The following is a 16,497-nucleotide window of genomic DNA, read 5'->3' on the forward strand; positions in this document are numbered from 1 at the left end:
GCGATATCCCTTGCGCCTCAAGCGCGTCTGCGAGCAGTGCGCCTGACGGGCGCGGGCGGTGACGCATCGTGCCCGCGCTCAACCACCTCCGGCAGACCCAGCAGCGACGCCAGACTCTTCTGACCTCGCATCCGGGTCGTCTCGATGCGACGCTCCAGCTCCTCGAGATGCGCCTGCATGCGGGCGATGGCGCCTGCGGCGTCGCGCGCCTCGATGCATGCCACGATGGCCGCGTGTTCATCGTGCTCGCACGGCGCGTATCCTGGCGGCTCGTACAAGCCAACGATGAGCGAACACCGCGAGATCAGCTCGGTGAGATAGCGCTGGAGCACGGCGTTCCCGGCGAGCGCGGCCACACGCAGGTGGAAATCACTCGCCAGACGCGCCCACGACGGCTGATCGAAACGATGCATGGCGTCGTGCTCGGCATCGAGCTGGCGGCGCAGCATGGCGAGGTCGTCTTCGGTCACGCGCGACACGGCGAGCTCGACCAGTGAACGTTCGAGCGCGCGGCGCGCCTCGAAGATCTCGCGTGTTTCCTCGGGCGTCGGCTCGGCAATCACGGCGCCTTTGTTCGGTCGGAGCGTGACGATACCGTCATGCGCAAGACGCTCCAGCACGCGCCGCACGACCGCCCGTCCCACGTCGAACAACTGGCAAAGCTCCGGCTCGGGCAGCTTCGTGCCGGGCGTCAGGCGATGCGCTAGCACGCCGTCGACGATCGTGCGATAGATGTGCGTCTCGATGCGCGTCTCGGCGCTCTGCTCGTCATCGCTCGCCACGGGCGAGTGCAGCGAGCGCAGACGGGATTCGGTGTCCCGGTCGTCAGCGGCGGAAGCAGCCACGTCGGCGGCGCGGCGACGTGGCGTCAGGGGGGGTTTGGCAGCAGGCATGGATGACAAGGGCAGTAAGGTCGAAGTCGCGCAGTCGGGGCAATGGCGTTTGAGCGTCATGCCGGGTTCATCCCATGATGGCACCGGGCTCGGCCACACTCACCGAGTCCACGTGCGCGGCGATGTCACCCGGCGTGGCCAGCCAGATTTCGCCACGTCCGGCTGCCTGAGCGATGGGCGTGAGCACACGTCGCAGATGCCGCAGGCGATAGGGCTGGCCCACCAGGTACGGGTGCAGCGCGATGCCCATGACCAGCGGTTGTCCCCGCGTCGGATGCTCTGCCTGAGCGTACATCTCGTCAAAGTTGTCGGCAATCATGTCGGCAAATGCGGCGCCGTCCATCTGACGCCCGACGATCATCGGAATATCGTTGACTTCCTGCGGGTAGGGCACCGACCAAAGCGTGCCGTGGGCAGTGCGCATGCGCACCGGGCGGTCGTCGTGACACCAGTTCAAGGTATAGCGGTAGCCGTTGCGAACGAGCAGGTCGGGCGTGTGATGCGTCTCTGAAATCCATGGCGAGAGCCATCCCGACGGCGTGTGGCCGGTTTCCCGCGCCAGTCGCGAGCGGCAATGCGCCAGCAGATCGAGCTCGTGCGCATATTCGAAATCGCTTTGGCGATGGGCATTGGTATGCCCGTGCCCGATCAACTCGTCGCCACGCACCACGCACGCATGCACAAGGTCGGGACAGTGATCGAGCAGCGCCGTGTTGAGCACCACGCCGGCGCGCATCGCGAGATCGTCGAACAGATCGAGGCATCGCCACGCGCCAACCCGGTTGCCATATTCGCGCCAGCTGTAGTTGAGCACATCCGGCTGTGGTGAGACGGGGCCCAGATTCGCCCCAAGTCCCTCCCCGAAGGCGAAATGCTCGAGATTGAAGCCCAGATAGACGGCCAGGCGCGCGCCATTGGGCCAGCGGTAAGTGTCGCGCGCCGTGATCGGCAGATAGTCGAAGCGATCATGCGTGCGAAGTGCGCCGAAGCGCACGTCGCCGGTCTCGGCATCGTCAGGTTGCGAGACGGGAAGCGTAAGAGGAAGCGTAAGGGTCATCGTGTGTCGTCTTGAAACATTCGCGCACCGCCGCAGTGCGGGCGCGTTCCGAGTTGGCGCAAAGCGCATCGTCAACGAACGTCATACGCAATCGTTCGCAATTTCAGTGCCAGATCGTCAACACCTTGGCATTCATATCGCGCAACGTCATTCGTTCGAAATGTTGACGAGGTGGCACGCCTCTTGCGTACGGCGGGGACATGGCGGGCCACGCCCGTTGCCGGGACGCCGTTGCGTCCTTTTCGATTCGCTTCCGATGCATCGCTTCGATGTGTCCTCACGGAGATTGCCCATGTCTGCCTCTGCAAGTCACCACGCCGTCGGCGCCAGCGCCGCGACCCCGGCTTCCGTTCCTTCCCGCCGCCGCTGGCTTCGCAACGGCACCGTGGCCCTGGCGGCCGCCTGTGGATTCGTGAGTCTGTCGAGTTACGCCGCCGACACCGTCAAGATCGGCCTCGTCACGGCGCTTTCGGGCCAGTCGGCCCGCGCGGGCGAAGCGCTCACGCGCGGCATGACCATCGCCATCGACGAGATCAACGCGAGCGGCGGCGTACTCGGCGGTCGCAAGCTCGAACTGGTGCGCCGCGACGATGAAGGCAACCCGGCCAAGGGCGTGCTCGCCGCTCGCGAGCTGATCTACAAGGACAAGGTGGCGGTGCTCTTCGGCGGTCTGGACACGCCGGTGTCGATGGCCATCGTGCCCATTGCCAATCAGGAGAAGGTGCCGTTCATGGGGCCGTGGGCCGCCGGCACGCCGATTACCCACAACGGCGCCAATCCGAACTACGTGTTTCGCGTGTCGGCAGTCGATGAGATCGTCGACGGTGCGATGGTCAACTACGCACAGCAGACCTTCGGTGCGAAGAAGCTGGGCCTGATTCTCGTGAACAACCCATGGGGCGAGTCGAACGAGAAAGGCATCGTCGCCGCGCTCGCGGCCAAGGGCATGAAGCCGGCCGCGATCGAGAAATTCGAGGCAACCGACGTGGACGTCACGCCACAGCTTGGGCGTCTGAAAGCCGCGGGGGCCGACACGCTGCTGATGGTCGGCAACGTCGGTCCGTCGGCGCAGGTCGTGAAGTCACTCGACCGCATGGGCTGGAAAGTACCCATCGTTTCGCACTGGGGTCCGGCGGGCGGGCGCTTCACCGAACTGGCCGGCCCCAACGCGAAGACCGTGCACTTCGTGCAGACGTACAGCTTCTTTGGCGCGACCACACCGGTCAGCCAACGCGTCGTGGCGGCCCTCAAGGCGAAGTACCCGGACATCAAGGGTCCTGACGACATCACCCCGGCGGTGGGCGTGGCCAACGCGTACGACGCCATGCGCCTCACCGCGCTCGCCATCGATCGCGCGGGTTCGACCAACGGCGACGCGATCCGCACCGGCTTCTACAAGATCGACCGCTACGAAGGACTGATCAAGACGTACGTGAAGCCGTTCAGCGAACAACAGCACGACGCCCTTTCCGCGCACGACTATGTGTGGGCGCAGTTCATCGACAACCGCATCGTGCCGGTATCGCCGACCGGTGCGAAGGTGGCCGCGAAGTAAGTCGTTCAACGCACGTCGTTCGACACCTGCAATGAAGCGACGCCGCGAGGCGGCGTCGCGGAGGACATCTCATGCAATGGATCTCGGCGCTCGTCGCCGGCCTCGGGCTCGGCAGCATGTACGGGCTCATGGCGCTCGGCTTTCATCTGACATTCGCCGTGAGCGCGACGGTCAATTTCGCGCAAGGCAGCTCGATGATGCTCGGCGCCGTGCTGGCCTACACCTTCTCGCAGACGCTCGGCTGGCCCATGCCGCTGGCGATCGTCGCGGCGCTGGCGCTTTGCGCCGTCTACGGACTGGCGGTCGAGCGCCTCGCCGTGCAGCCGTTCGTGCGACGCGGTTCGAGCGCATGGCTCATGGCGACGGTGGCGCTGGGCATCGTGCTCGACAACCTCGTGATGCTCACGTTCGGCACGGAGCCGCGCAGCCTGCCCTCGCCGCTCGCCCAAAGCTCGCTTCGGATCGGCGACGCGGGCCTCGGCGTCTACCCGCTGCAGTTGCTGATCCCCGTCGTCGGACTCGCACTTGCCGCGCTGCTGCATTACGTGTTGCGCCGCTCACGCTGGGGCATCGCGATGTTGGCGGTGGTACAGAACCGTGATGCCGCGCGACTCATGGGCATTCCCATCCAGCGCACCATTGCCGGCGCATTCGCGATCTCGACGCTGCTCGCCGGTATCGCCGGCGTGCTGATCGCGCCGTTGTTCAATGTGCAGGCGGACATGGGAACGGTCTTTGGTCTCAAGGCTTTCGCCGTGGCGATTCTCGGCGGGTTGTCCAGTGCGTGGGGCGTGATGATCGCCGGTCTGCTGTTCGGTGTGACCGAGTCGATGATCACGGCGACGCTGGGTTCGAGCTACACACAAATCATTACGTTCGGCCTGGTCATCGTGTTGCTGGCGATGCGACCGGACGGTATGTTCGGCCGCGCGGAGGTGCGCAAGGTATGAGCAATTCTTCTTTGCCGCTGGCGCGCCGTCACGCGCAATCACCGGCGCATTCCGGCGATGGGCCCGCGCGCGACGGTCTTGCGCTCGCCGGCGCCCTCGCCGTTGCCCTGTTGGCCATGGCCGGCGCGGCGTGTGTCGTGAACGGCTATTTCGTGGTGGTGATCGCCGGTGTCGCCCTGCTCGCGATTTGCGGCGTGGGCCTGAATCTTCTGCTCGGGCTCACCGGGCAGATGTCGTTCGGCCATGTGGGCTTCTACGCGATCGGCGCGTATGCCGTAGCCATTCTGACCACGCAGGCGGGCTGGCCGTTCTGGTTCGCCTGGCTCGCCGGTGGGGCCGTGGCCGCCGTCACCGGCGCGGTGCTGGCGCTGCCGGCGCTGCGCGTGCGCGGGCCGGGGCTCGCGATGGTGACGATCGCATTCGGGTTCATCGTCGAGCACGGCGCCGTCGAATGGCGCGGACTGACCGGCGGGCAGAACGGACTGATGGGCGTGATGCCGCCGGGCGTGTTCGGCTTCGCGGGCAGCGAACGTGTGGTGGCCGTCGCCTCGCTGGCCGTGCTCGCCGTCGCGTTGATCGTCTACGCACGCATCTCTCGCGGCACCTGGGGCGCGGCGATGCGGGCCGTGCGCGACAGCGAAACGGCCGCGGCATCGATCGGCGTCAACCCGCTTGTGGTCAAGACCGTGGCGTTCGCGTTCTCCGCCGCGCTCGCGGGGTTGGCGGGTGGCCTGTTCGCACCGCTGCAGGGCATGGTCACCCCCGGCATGTTCTCCTTCCTGCAATCGATCCTGTTCGTCCTCGTGGTGATGATCGGCGGCGCGGGCACCATTGCCGGACCGCTGGTCGGTGCGGTGATCGTCGGCCTGTTGCCCGAATTTCTCGCCAGTCTCGAGAACCTGCGCCTGCTGTGCTTCGGCGTTTTACTGCTGATGGTGCTGTGGGGCGCGCCCAACGGCGTGATCGGCGTGTTGGGGCAATGGTGGAAATCGCGACGGCCCGCCTCGCCAAAGGACACCGGCGACGGTACGGCGTCGACGTTGACGCTGCCGGCGCTCCCGCCGGCTCAGCGCAAGGGACTCGCGGCGCACGGGCTGACGATGACGTTCGGCGGCGTGAAGGCGGTGTCGGACCTGTCCTTCGAACTTCCTGCGGCGCGCGTCACGAGCCTGATCGGCCCGAACGGCGCAGGCAAGTCGACCGTGCTCAACATGCTCTCGGGCTTCTACCGGCCGCTCGCCGGTACACGCTCGCTCGGCACGCAGGCCCTTCCGGCCGCAGGCGCCTGCGACAGCGCGCGAAATGGCGTGGCACGCACGTATCAGACATCGCAATTGTTCGGTGGCATGAGCGTGCTCGACAACGTAACGCTCGCCCTGAGTGCGGGACGCCTTGGGGGGCTGCTCGGCGTGGCGGGCATGCAGAGCCGCGCGCGACGCGGCGAGGCACTGGCATTGCTGCGCGCGTGCGGCTACCGCGGCGGTGTCGATCTGATGGCGTCAGATCTCGCGCATGTCGACCGTCGTCTGGTGGAGATTGCGCGAGCGCTCGCCACCCGCCCCAGCGTGTTGCTGCTCGATGAACCGGCAGCGGGCCTGTCGACGCAGGACAAGGCGCAACTGGGCGGGCTGTTGCGCCAGATCGCGAACAGTGGCGTGGCCGTGGGCCTGGTGGAGCACGACATGTCGCTGGTGATGAGCCTGTCGGACGGCATTGTCGTGATCGATGCGGGCCGTTTCCTCGCGCAGGGCACGCCTGCGGCAATCCGCCACGACGAGCGCGTGCGTCAGGCCTATCTCGGCGCAGTCTCGACCGACGCCGCCGTGCCCGTCGCGCGCGTGGCGTCCACGAACCCCGAGGTGCTGGGCGTCGGCAAGCTCACGGCCGGATACGGTGCGGCACCGGTGTTGCACGACGTCTCGATACAAGTGCGCGAGGGCGAACTCGTTGCGCTGCTCGGGGCCAATGGCGCGGGCAAGTCGACACTCATGCGCGCGCTTGCGGGGTTGCATCGTCCGGTGAGTGGCGGCGTCACCTTCAACGGACGCGACCTCTCGCGCCTGGACGCCGCGAAGATCGCCGCGCTGGGCGTAGTGCTCGTGCCCGAGGGGCGGCAGGTGTTCCCGGAGCTGTCGGTACTCGACAATCTGCGTCTCGGCGCGTTTGCTTGCGGACGTTTGCCGCGCGCCACGCTCGAGGCCCGCATCGAGCAGATGCTCACGCGGTACCCGCGTCTGCGCGAGCGGCAGCATCAGCGCGCGGGATTGCTCTCCGGTGGCGAGCAGCAATTGCTGGCGATTGCGCGGGCGCTGATGTCGTCGCCGCGCGTGCTGCTGCTCGACGAGCCGTCGCTGGGCCTCGCGCCCAAGATCATTGCGGATCTGTTCGCGTCGCTCGACGCGTTGCGGCGGGAATCGCTGTCGATGCTCCTCGTCGACCAGATGGCGGCGATGGCCCTGTCGATCGCCGACCGGGGCTACGTGCTCGAAGAAGGCCGGGTGACGGTGAGCGGCCCGGCGAGCGAGCTCGCCGGCGACGCTCGGCTCGCGGCGGCCTACCTCGGCGGTGCGCACGAGGCGGGAGCCGCGGCATGACGGCGCGCGAGTCGGTGCCCCCTGCTCCGCCCACCTGCGCCACCGGGCGCGCGGGTCTTGTCACGAGCCCGCACACGCTGGCGAGCGCCGCCGGCCGCGACGTATTGCGTCAAGGCGGCAATGCCATCGAAGCGGGCATCGCCATCGCGGCGATGCTGTGCGTGACGATGCCGCACTTCACCGGGCTGGGCGGCGACGGCTTCTGGCTCCTGGCCGACGGCGAGCATGGCGACACCGACAGCAGCACACCGCTGGCGATCTCCGGCATCGGGCAGGCGGCGCGGCACCTGCCGCAGGCACTGCGCGACGGCGGCGCCATACCCATGCGCGGGCCCGGCTCGGCGTTGACGACGGCAGCCACGGTCGCGGCATGGGAAGCGGCGTACCGCGTCAGTCGGGAACAATGGGGCGGCACCCTGTCGTGGGCATCGCTGCTGGCGCCGGCCATCGCCGCCGCCGAGGACGGCTTCCCGACCAGCGCCTCGCAGGATTTCTGGTACGCGTACCGCGCCGAGGAGATGCGCGACGCTTCTACCTGGCAGGGCTTCGCGCGCGCGTTCCTGCCGGATGGCCGTGCACCGGCGGTTGGCGAACGTTTCCGGCAGCCGGCATTGGCGTGGACGCTGCGGCGGCTGGCAGACGGCGGCCCCCGGGAGTTCTACGAGGGTGAGCTGGCCACGCGTCTGGCCGATGGATTGCATGCGGCGGGCTCGCCGATCACACGCGACGATCTCGTGGCCACACGCGTGCACGTCACCCCAGCGCTGACGCTGCCATACGGGGACGGCGCGCTCGCGACGTTGCCGCCGCCGACGCAAGGCGTGACGACGCTGCAAATCATGGGAATCCTGGCGCGCCTCGGGCTGAAGGACTGCGCGCACGGCAGCCCGACGTATTACCACCGGTTGATCGAGGCGGTGAAGCAGGCGTTCATCGCGCGCGATCGCTACGTCGCCGATCCGGCGTTCGTCGATGTTCCGGTGGCGACGATGCTATCGGATCGGTATCTGCGCGAAGCGGCGTCTCGCATCGACGACCGGGTGGCGCTCGACTGGCCGCATCGCTTTCAGGAGGGCGACACGGTGTACTTCGCCGCCACGGACGCGGCCGGTCGGGCGATCAGCGTGCTGCAAACGATCTACTTCGACTGGGGCAGCGGCGTGATGGCCGGCGACACCGGCGTGTTGTGGCACAACCGGGGCGCGGCGTTCCGGCCCGCGGGCAGTGCGCATCCCAATGCGCTGGTGCCCGGCAAGCGGCCCTTTCACACGCTCAATCCCGGCATGTACCTGCGGGCGGGGCGGGCGCGACTGCTGTATGGCACGCAGGGCGCGGACGGACAGCCGCAAACGCTGAGCGCGCTGCTCACGCGCCTGATCGACTATGGCATGCCGCCGCACGAGGCATTGTCGCATCCGCGCTTCCTGCTGGGGAGGACATTCTCCGACAGTCGCGACAATCTGAAGCTGGAGCGCGATGCCGGGGAAGCCGTGTTCGTGTCGCTCGCCGAACGAGGTCATGCGGTAGCACCACTGCCGCCGCACAGCCCCCTGGCTGGTCAGGCGGGTGTCATCGCCATCGCCGACGACGGTATGGCCAGCGGCGCGCACGACCCGCGCAGCGACGGCGCGGCAATGGCGGCGTAGTCGGCGGACTCGACGAACGGAGGTGCGGCGACGACCCTGTCGACGTCGCGCCTGCCGGTCGCGCCACGCTCAGCGCAGATAGGACGCGTCGTCGATCGCCGGAATTGCCTTGAAGGCCGGCTTTGCAAAGAAGTAGCCCTGCATCAGGCTCACGCCATGCGCGATGAAGAAATCGCGCTCGCCGCGGGTTTCGATACCTTCCGCGACGACCTTGATGCCCAGGTCGCGACACATGGAAATGACATTTCGAACGATTCGCTGGCGCACGGTGTCCGTGTCGATGCCGCGCAGCAGTTCCATATCCAGCTTGATGATGTCGGGCTGAAAGTCCACCAGGAGCGAGAGCCCCGAGTACCCGGCGCCGAAGTCATCGATGGCGGTCAGGAATCCGTATTCCTTGTAGGCCCTGAAAATATGGACCAGGTGAGTACGGTCGGCCAGATGCTCTCCTTCGACCGTCTCGAAGATGATCCGCTCGAGCGGGAAATGGTTTGCCTGCGCGGCGTCCAGCGTGCTCCTTATGCAGACCTCCGGTCGGTAGACGGCGTTCGGCATGAAGTTGATGGACAGAAACGCGTCGAGCCCCAACGCCGCCGCGCGGGCAATTGCCGTTTGTCGGCAATACTGGTCGAACTGGTATTTCGTGGCATCGTCGATCTGCGAGAGCACGGAATATGCCGATTCTCCGTTGGCGCCCCGCACCAGGGCTTCGCATGCGAACACAGCCCGGGTGTCGACGTCGACGATGGGCTGAAAGGCGAAATCTATCTCGACCGGCAAGGGCGCCGTGTTCCTGCATCCGGCGCAACTTGCCGATCGCGCGGCCGCCTCGTCGTGGCTGTGAATCTTGAAAGCATTCATCTTTCTTCCGGCTGCGTCTATGGGTTGGTTGAGTCTGCAAACGTTGCGGCCGTGGCCGGACGATCGCTACGTCGACACCGCGTTGCCGGATTCACCGACAACATTCGCGGCATCTTCCGTCGGCACGACGAAGCCGCGGACACAGTTTCGACCGGCTTGCTTCGCGTCATACAGCGCATGATCGGCGGCAGCCAGCAAGTCCTGGAGCGTCTGGTTCTCATCTTCCAGACTGGCGACCCCAAGGCTGATCGTCGCATTCAATTGCCCCACCGCCGTTTCGATCGCCGCCTGCTCGACGGCGACGCGCAGTCGCTCCGCGACCGCCATTGCCTCTTGCGCGGTTGTCGACGGGAGCAGCAAGATAAACTCTTCCCCGCCGAGCCGGGCGACAATGTCCGATCGCCGCAGAAGCGCCCGTGCCTCGTCCGTGATCCGCTTCAGGACCTCGTCGCCGGCCTGATGCCCGGCATTGTCATTGATCTGCTTGAAGTGATCCGCGTCCAGCATCACCAGTGACAATGTACGACCGTTTCGCTTTGACCGGGCAACTTCGGATTCCCCGATCTCGAAGAAGTGCGCACGGTTGGTCACGCCAGTCAGATGGTCCGTCGTCAAGAGGCGTGCGAGATTGTCGCTGTGGATCTTCCGCTCCGTGATGTCCCTGAGAACGGCGGAATATCCCGATATCTCCCCGTCCTCCTCACGCAGCACCGCAACGAGCAGTTGCCCCCAATAGCGCCGTCCGGATCTTGTCTTGCACCAGAACTCCTCCACGTGCCAACCGTCGTCGCGCGTGAGCGCCATATGTTCTGGCGAACGGTGCAGGACAATCTCGTCGTCGGCGTAAAAGCGCGACAGCATGTGCCCGATCACGTCGGCGGCTTCATAGCCCGTCAGACGCTCGATCGACGGGTTCCAGGTGTCGATGCAGCCCTGCGCATCGAGCGTAAAGTACGCGAAATCGTTGACGCTCGTATAGATGCCCGCAAGCCATGACTCGGTCTGTCGCGCCCGACGCTCGGCGGCGACCTGGCGTGAGATGTCCGTCAGCACCATCATCAGCACGTCCGCGCTCACCTTGATGATGGAACATGCCAGCACGACGGCGTCGTCCTTGACCGGCGTGACGAAAATCCGGTGGTTCTCGCAAATCGGCCCACGCTCGGCCTCGAAGCTGGCCACCAGATTGCGAAGCTCGGGGGCGACGCAAGCCAGGCTGTCGAAGATGTTCTCGATGTTCCCGCCTCTGATGAGCGGCATCAGCAGTTGCGCGGCCAGCGGGTTCATCATGTCGACGGCACCGGATTTGTCGCTGCGGACAATCCCGACCGGCGATAGATACATGAACGACAGCAAGGCTTCGTACTCGGACTCGAGGTCGTAGTTGTCCGTATTCGGTGCGTTCACTGGCCCGTCCTCCGCTCGATGAGGACATATCGCGTCGCGCAACACGCGCTCTTGAGCAACCGCAAACGCACCGGCGTCGGGCGCATGCGCAGCGTCAGGACATACGGAATGATCTCGTCCAGTTCGGGCGCATCGTCAAAGCGTTGCGCAACCATGAAGTTGTTCATGCAAGGCGCGACCTCTTCGAAAAAATGCTTGCCCAATACGCGTTGCGGGCTCAATCCTGCATTTTTTGACTCCGTGGCGTTATATGTCGTCACCATCGCGTCCGAGGTGAACCCGATGACGCCGAATGGCAATACATCCATCCCCTGATCTTCCAGCTTTTCGAGTGCGGTGATCTGCACGTCTTCAAATTCACTTTCCACTCTTCCCCCACATGGCATGACTTCACCAGGTCCGGATATTCGACCCTTCAGTCGACCGTTATGCAATCCGGGCCCTGCGCGAACACCGCACCAGCGGAATGTCGGCGCAGAACCCCACGTATCGGGTTATCGGCTCGTGCAGACGAAACTTTAGGCTGGCCCGTCCCGCAGGCGGTTGTTCGCCCACTGATCGGCACCGTTGTCAGCGACTCCCCTCTGACGATGCCTCGCCTCACCGGATAAACCTCACGTTGTGCCTCAACATATATTATGGATACCGAAACTTAAGGGTGAATCGCCGCCGATTCCCGCAACACGAGAATGCGCAAAGACGCGTCGCTCGACAGACCTTCGACCGCGAGTTCAGGGTTGGCGAGCGGCGTCCACCTGAGCGACTGCCGCCGCCATCTGCGCCGCCGCCTCCTGCAGGGGTGGCACGAATCGCCGCACGGCCTCGGCCGGGCTCACTGCCTGGTCGAGATAGATCACGTTCAGGCTCGCCAACACGCGCCCCTGCGACGGGATCGCAACCGCCACCGCGCCAATCTTGCGCTGGTCGAGCCAGTCGCCATGATTGGAGCCGAAGCCGTTCTCTCGCGTCTGGCGCACGAGATTGCGAATGAACGCATCGTCGCTGGCAAAGCGTTGCTGCAACTCCCCGCCCGCGCCCGTGCGCAGCAAATCGAGAATGTCCTCGCGCTCGGCCTCGGGACACATGCCGAAGTACGCGCGCCCGGCAGCCGTAAACAGCATGGGCAGGCGTCGACCGACCATGGCGCGATGAAAGGACAAGGGACTGAAACGATGCGTCGTCTCGCGAATGATCATGGCGTCGCCGTCCGGCGTGGTCAGATCCGAGGGCCACACCACCCGCTGCATCAACTGCCCCATGATCGGCGGCGCGATCGTCGCGATGCGCTCGTCATCCGTGAAACCCTCGCTGAGCGAGCGCACCGCGAGCGCCAGGCGGAAGGTGTCGTCTGACGTGCTGCGCCGCACGAACCCGTCTTCCAGCAACGTCTCCAGCAGTCGCCGCACGGTGGTGCGATGGAGCCCGGTCGCCTCGCTCAGTTGTTGCGGCGTCGCACGTCCGCGCTCCATCGCGTTGAGCGCCCGGAGCACCAGCAGGCCGCGCGACAGCCCCCGTACATTCGGATATTTGCTCATGAAATAATTTTTAAAATCAACGATGTGCATTCTATGCACATTTCGACGAAATTGTTGAGCGCTTTTTGTCAGCTGCCTAGACTCATCGAAAAATCAGAGAGCTAGTGGAGACACCCTCCTTTCCGTGCGGACGAGCGTGACCGAACACGCGTCGCTCGACGGCCGGCCCCCAGCCCGACGATTAGCGGACGACACGAGCCGCGATTGAATCAACGAACGCAGTACGCCATTCGAACGCGCCAGCCCGGCGCGCGGGGCGCGCTCGCGCTCAAAAAACAGGAGCGAGACACATGAGTGCATTCCTCAATGCCGCCAATGCCGCCAATGCCGCCAATACCGCCAATACCGCGGCCGACACCACACCCGACATCACGACGGACGTGGCCATCGTCGGCGCCGGACCGGTCGGGCTGATGATCGCCAACATCCTCGGCTTGCAGGGCGTGCGCGTCACGATCGTCGAGAAACTCGACCAACTCATCGATTACCCGCGAGCCATCGGCCTGGACGACGAGGCCCTGCGGGTGTTCCAGGCGGTCGGCCTGGCCGACGCGCTGCTTCCGCACACCACCCCCGATCACTGGATGCGGTTCCTCACCAGCGACGGCCATTGCTTCGCGTCGATCGAGCCGCGGACCGACGAGTTCGGCTGGTCGCGCCGCAACGCATTCATCCAGCCGCTCGCGGACCGGGTGTTGTTCGAGGGACTCGAGCGCTTCGCTCATGTGGACGTGTGCTTCGGCCACGGCGTCGAGGCGCTCGCGCAAGACGCTCGGGGCGTGACGCTGACCACACGAACGAACGATGGCGACGTTCGCACGATTCGCGCGGCGTACGTTGTGGGCGCCGACGGCGGCAACAGCATGATTCGCCGCCTGCTTCAGGTGCCGTTCGAAGGGCGCACGAAGCCCAACCAGTGGATCGTGGTCGACGTGCGCAACGACCCGGTGGGTGCCCCTCACGTCTACATGCATTGCGATCACGAGCGCCCTTATGTTTCGGCGGCCCTGCCGCACGGCATTCGCCGCTTCGAGTTCATGGTCATGCCGGGCGAGACCGAGGAAGAACTCTCCCGGCCCGAGAACATGGCCGCACTGATTCGCAAGGTAGTCACGCACCCGGACCGTGTCGATTACATCCGCAAGCGCGTCTACACGCACAACGCGCGACTGGCGGAAACGTTCCGCGTGGATCGCGTGCTGCTGGCCGGCGACGCGGCACACATCATGCCCGTCTGGCAGGGCCAGGGCTACAACAGCGGCATTCGCGACGCCAACAACCTCGGCTGGAAGCTTGCGATGGTGGTCAAGGGGCAAAGTCTGCCGGACCTGCTCGATACCTACACCGCCGAGCGTCGGCCGCATGCGCGCTCGATGATCCATCTGTCCGAGGTCGCGGGCGACATCTTCGCGCCGACGACGCGCTTCGGCGTGCGCTTTCGCGACGCGTTCGTGCGCAGCTTCACCCTGTTTCCGTCGGTCAAGCGCTACTTCGTGGAGATGCGCTTCAAGCCGATGCCGCGCTACGAATCGGGGGTGGTGCTGCTTCCGCCCGCGAAATCGACCGGCGGCTGGCTGGCCCGTTTGCTGAAGCGTTCGGGCAATTCGGCGCCGGGCCGTCTGCTGGGCCTGATGAGCGAGAAGCGGGATTCGTGGCTTGGGCGCTGCGTATATGGCCGCGACCCGTTCGCCAGTTCACCGGTCGGCCGCCTGTTCATTCAGCCCAGGGTGCGCACGGTGACGGGCGAGGTCCAGCGTCTGGACGACGTGATCGGCAATCACTTTGTCGTGCTCGGCTGGGGGTCCGATCCGACATTCGGCCTGACGCCGCGTGCGCGCGCTGTCGCCGAGAAGCTGGGCGTGCGCTTCGTGCTGGCCAAGCCCGACGTGCAGATGGCGCATACCGACGACGTGCCGCAGGGCGTGATCGCGATCGGCGATCCGCACGACCGCCTCAAGGACTGGTTCGGCGCGCGTTCGCAATCCGTGGTGCTGCTGCGCCCCGATCGCTTCATCGCGGGAGTTTGCGCACCTCAGGAAGTGTCGGACACCCTGATCGAACTGGCGGGCAAGGTGGCGCTCGCCGACATCGCCATGCCCCAGCCAACGCCGCTGCGCGCGCCAACGAACCACGCCGGGGCCGTCGTGCGGCCACAGCAACGCGTTGCCGGAGCCTGAGCGATGCCGATTCATCTCGAATGTATTTCGCATACGCCGTTGCATGGCTACTTCGATCCTCCCGACGAGGTCGTGTCGGAAGTGAAGCGGGTGCAGGCGCAGGCACGCGAGCGCGTGCGCGCGTTCGATCCCGAGCTGGTCATCGTATTCGCGCCGGATCACTTCAACGGGTTCTTCTATGACGTGATGCCGCCGTTCTGCATCGGCGCGGCGGCCACCGCTATCGGCGATTTCAACAGTCTGGCCGGCGATTTGCCGGTACCGTCGGATATCGCGCATGCGCTCGCGGAGCACGTGCTGGCGTCGGAGGTCGATGTCTCGCTGTCGTACCGCATGCAGGTCGATCACGGATGCGCCTACGCGCTGGAAGTGCTGGCGGGCGGACTGGATGCCTACCCGGTCGTGCCGGTGTTCATCAACTCCGTGGCGCCGCCGATGGCGACGCTGCGCCGCTCGCGCCTGCTGGGAGACGCCATCGGCCGTTACCTGGCGCGCACGGACAAGCGCGTGCTGGTCGTGGGGTCGGGCGGCATCTCGCACGAGCCCCCCGTGCCCGAGTTGATCGGCGCGACCGAGGAAGTCGCTGAGCGCCTGATCGCCGGTCGCAATCCGTCTGCCGAGTCGCGCGCCGCGCGCCAGGCGCGCACGGTGGCCGCCGCCGAAGCGTTCACGGCGGGCAAGAGTCATCTGCATCCGCTCAATCCGCAATGGGACCGCGCATTTCTCGACGTGCTCGCCAGCGGGAATCTGAACGCCGTCGACGACATCAGCAACGATGCGATCACGCGCGAGGGTGGCAAGTCGGCTCACGAAATCCGCACGTGGGTCGCCGCATTCGCGGCACTCGCCGCTTACGGCGAATACGGCGCGTCGCTCGATTACTACCGTGCGATTCCCGAGTGGATCGCCGGCTTTGCCGCAATGCATGCCGTGCCGCAAACGTCACTGGCCGTCGCGGCCTGAGAAAAGGAGTTTTCGATGTCGGGTTCCCCGCTGATTCAAACCCTCGCCGAGCGTCTTCTCCATGCCGAGGCCACGCGTGCGCCCATCGCGCCGGTTCGCGGCGAGATCGCCCCCGACGACATGGCGAGCGCCTATGCCGTGCAGCAGTGCAACGTCGACGCGCGCGTGGCCGCGGGCGAGCGCATCGTCGGCCGGAAAATCGGCCTGACGTCGCTCGCGGTGCAGCGGCAACTCGGCGTGGACCAGCCGGACTTTGGCGCGTTGTTTGCCGGCATGGCTTACGGCGACGCACAACCGATGCCGCTCGCGAGCCTCATCCAACCCAAGGTCGAGGCCGAGATCGCGCTTGTGATTGAGCGCGATCTCACATGCGAGAAGCACACGTTCGCCGACATTCTGCGCGCGACCGCCTATGCGGTCGCCGCCGTGGAAGTCGTCGACAGTCGCATCGAGCAATGGAATATCCGCTTCGTCGACACCGTGGCCGACAACGCGTCGAGCGCGATGTTCGTGCTGGGCAGCCGGCCCGTCTCGCTCGCCGACATCGACCTGACGGCCTGCGAGATGACGCTGTCGCGCAATGGCGAGGTGCTCTCGCGCGGCAACGGTGCGGCGTGCCTGGGCAACCCACTCAATGCCGCGGTCTGGCTTGCCGATCGCATGGCACAACTCGGTACGCCGCTGCGCGCGGGCGACGTGGTGCTCACCGGCGCGCTCGGCGCGATGGTCCCGGTGACCGGGGCAGGCACGTTCGTGACGGAAATTCATGGCCTGGGCAGCGTGCGCGCGACGTTCGCATGAGAACGCCCGAGGACGCCTGAGGACGCCTGGACGAGCATCGAGAGGTAACAAGCGCAAT

At 65.9% G+C, this 16,497-nt stretch carries 13 protein-coding genes; 7 read left to right on the forward strand and 6 right to left on the reverse strand.

Features of this window, described 5'->3' with window-relative positions; genetic code table 11:
* Positions 1–17: 17 nt before the first annotated feature.
* Together PMO31116_RS03605 and PMO31116_RS03610 are read right to left on the reverse strand one after the other, a co-directional pair.
* Entirely contained in the window at positions 18–845 is an 828-nt protein-coding gene (locus PMO31116_RS03605; protein ID WP_425494759.1) for a GntR family transcriptional regulator, read from the reverse strand.
* Positions 846–960: 115 nt separating this feature from the next.
* Complete coding sequence (locus tag PMO31116_RS03610; protein ID WP_246185137.1) at positions 961–1,950, reverse strand: polysaccharide deacetylase family protein; 990 nt, start codon at positions 1,948–1,950, stop codon at positions 961–963.
* 292 nt (positions 1,951–2,242) lie between these two features.
* Between PMO31116_RS03610 and PMO31116_RS03615 the strand changes: the two genes are divergently transcribed.
* From PMO31116_RS03615 to PMO31116_RS03630, 4 genes are all read left to right on the forward strand, one after another.
* The gene (locus PMO31116_RS03615; RefSeq protein ID WP_150565541.1) at positions 2,243–3,505 is read left to right on the forward strand and encodes an ABC transporter substrate-binding protein; all 1,263 of its coding nucleotides are present in this window, start codon (positions 2,243–2,245) and stop codon (positions 3,503–3,505) included.
* Positions 3,506–3,576: 71 nt separating this feature from the next.
* Positions 3,577–4,455, forward strand: a complete 879-nt coding sequence (locus PMO31116_RS03620) for a branched-chain amino acid ABC transporter permease (protein ID WP_023873229.1) — start codon at positions 3,577–3,579, stop codon at positions 4,453–4,455.
* Positions 4,452–7,049 carry a branched-chain amino acid ABC transporter ATP-binding protein/permease gene (locus tag PMO31116_RS03625; protein ID WP_150565542.1) on the forward strand — a complete coding sequence of 866 codons (2,598 nt, stop codon included), beginning with the start codon at positions 4,452–4,454 and terminating at the stop codon, positions 7,047–7,049. The genes PMO31116_RS03620 and PMO31116_RS03625 overlap by 4 nt, the downstream gene beginning before the upstream one ends.
* Positions 7,046–8,695 carry a gamma-glutamyltransferase family protein gene (locus PMO31116_RS03630; protein ID WP_150565543.1) on the forward strand — a complete coding sequence of 550 codons (1,650 nt, stop codon included), beginning with the start codon at positions 7,046–7,048 and terminating at the stop codon, positions 8,693–8,695. Before PMO31116_RS03625 ends, PMO31116_RS03630 begins: the two co-directional genes overlap by 4 nt.
* Before the next feature lie 69 nt (positions 8,696–8,764).
* Here PMO31116_RS03630 and PMO31116_RS03635 read toward each other — a convergent pair whose 3' ends face one another.
* The 4 genes from PMO31116_RS03635 to PMO31116_RS03650 all read right to left on the reverse strand — a co-directional run bounded on the left by PMO31116_RS03635 (position 8,765) and on the right by PMO31116_RS03650 (position 12,498).
* On the reverse strand, positions 8,765–9,556 hold the full coding sequence (locus tag PMO31116_RS03635) for an EAL domain-containing protein (protein WP_150565544.1): 792 nt from the start codon (positions 9,554–9,556) through the stop codon (positions 8,765–8,767).
* A 66-nt stretch (positions 9,557–9,622) separates the two neighbouring features.
* The gene (locus tag PMO31116_RS03640; RefSeq protein WP_150565545.1) at positions 9,623–10,963 is read right to left on the reverse strand and encodes a sensor domain-containing diguanylate cyclase; all 1,341 of its coding nucleotides are present in this window, start codon (positions 10,961–10,963) and stop codon (positions 9,623–9,625) included.
* Entirely contained in the window at positions 10,960–11,349 is a 390-nt protein-coding gene (locus tag PMO31116_RS03645; RefSeq protein ID WP_150565546.1) for a phosphonate transporter, read from the reverse strand. The genes PMO31116_RS03640 and PMO31116_RS03645 overlap by 4 nt, the downstream gene beginning before the upstream one ends.
* Before the next feature lie 345 nt (positions 11,350–11,694).
* On the reverse strand, positions 11,695–12,498 hold the full coding sequence (locus PMO31116_RS03650) for a DNA-binding transcriptional regulator (protein ID WP_150565547.1): 804 nt from the start codon (positions 12,496–12,498) through the stop codon (positions 11,695–11,697).
* A gap of 290 nt (positions 12,499–12,788) precedes the next feature.
* Between PMO31116_RS03650 and PMO31116_RS03655 the strand changes: the two genes are divergently transcribed.
* Genes PMO31116_RS03655 through PMO31116_RS03665 form a run of 3 tightly spaced genes read left to right on the forward strand, consistent with a single transcriptional unit; the run spans position 12,789 to position 16,439 of the window.
* A complete protein-coding gene (locus tag PMO31116_RS03655; protein WP_150565548.1) occupies positions 12,789–14,675 on the forward strand; it encodes a bifunctional 3-(3-hydroxy-phenyl)propionate/3-hydroxycinnamic acid hydroxylase in 1,887 nt (628 codons plus the stop codon).
* 3 nt (positions 14,676–14,678) lie between these two features.
* Positions 14,679–15,638 carry a 3-carboxyethylcatechol 2,3-dioxygenase gene (locus PMO31116_RS03660; protein WP_150565549.1) on the forward strand — a complete coding sequence of 320 codons (960 nt, stop codon included), beginning with the start codon at positions 14,679–14,681 and terminating at the stop codon, positions 15,636–15,638.
* A 15-nt stretch (positions 15,639–15,653) separates the two neighbouring features.
* Complete coding sequence (locus PMO31116_RS03665; protein WP_150565550.1) at positions 15,654–16,439, forward strand: 2-keto-4-pentenoate hydratase; 786 nt, start codon at positions 15,654–15,656, stop codon at positions 16,437–16,439.
* Positions 16,440–16,497: the final 58 nt, after the last annotated feature.

The sequence above is a fragment of the Pandoraea morbifera genome (assembly GCF_902459575.1).
Taxonomy (GTDB): Bacteria; Pseudomonadota; Gammaproteobacteria; order Burkholderiales; family Burkholderiaceae; genus Pandoraea; species Pandoraea morbifera.

Coding starts and splice junctions, on each gene's coding strand:
- PMO31116_RS03635 (WP_150565544.1), bottom strand. CDS start 9,556: ATGAATGCTTTCAAGATTCACAGCCACGACGAGGCGGCCGCGCGATCG.
- PMO31116_RS03655 (WP_150565548.1), top strand. CDS start 12,789: ATGAGTGCATTCCTCAATGCCGCCAATGCCGCCAATGCCGCCAATACC.
- PMO31116_RS03610 (WP_246185137.1), bottom strand. CDS start 1,950: ATGACCCTTACGCTTCCTCTTACGCTTCCCGTCTCGCAACCTGACGAT.
- PMO31116_RS03650 (WP_150565547.1), bottom strand. CDS start 12,498: ATGAGCAAATATCCGAATGTACGGGGGCTGTCGCGCGGCCTGCTGGTG.
- PMO31116_RS03660 (WP_150565549.1), top strand. CDS start 14,679: ATGCCGATTCATCTCGAATGTATTTCGCATACGCCGTTGCATGGCTAC.
- PMO31116_RS03620 (WP_023873229.1), top strand. CDS start 3,577: ATGCAATGGATCTCGGCGCTCGTCGCCGGCCTCGGGCTCGGCAGCATG.
- PMO31116_RS03645 (WP_150565546.1), bottom strand. CDS start 11,349: ATGCCATGTGGGGGAAGAGTGGAAAGTGAATTTGAAGACGTGCAGATC.
- PMO31116_RS03615 (WP_150565541.1), top strand. CDS start 2,243: ATGTCTGCCTCTGCAAGTCACCACGCCGTCGGCGCCAGCGCCGCGACC.
- PMO31116_RS03630 (WP_150565543.1), top strand. CDS start 7,046: ATGACGGCGCGCGAGTCGGTGCCCCCTGCTCCGCCCACCTGCGCCACC.
- PMO31116_RS03625 (WP_150565542.1), top strand. CDS start 4,452: ATGAGCAATTCTTCTTTGCCGCTGGCGCGCCGTCACGCGCAATCACCG.
- PMO31116_RS03665 (WP_150565550.1), top strand. CDS start 15,654: ATGTCGGGTTCCCCGCTGATTCAAACCCTCGCCGAGCGTCTTCTCCAT.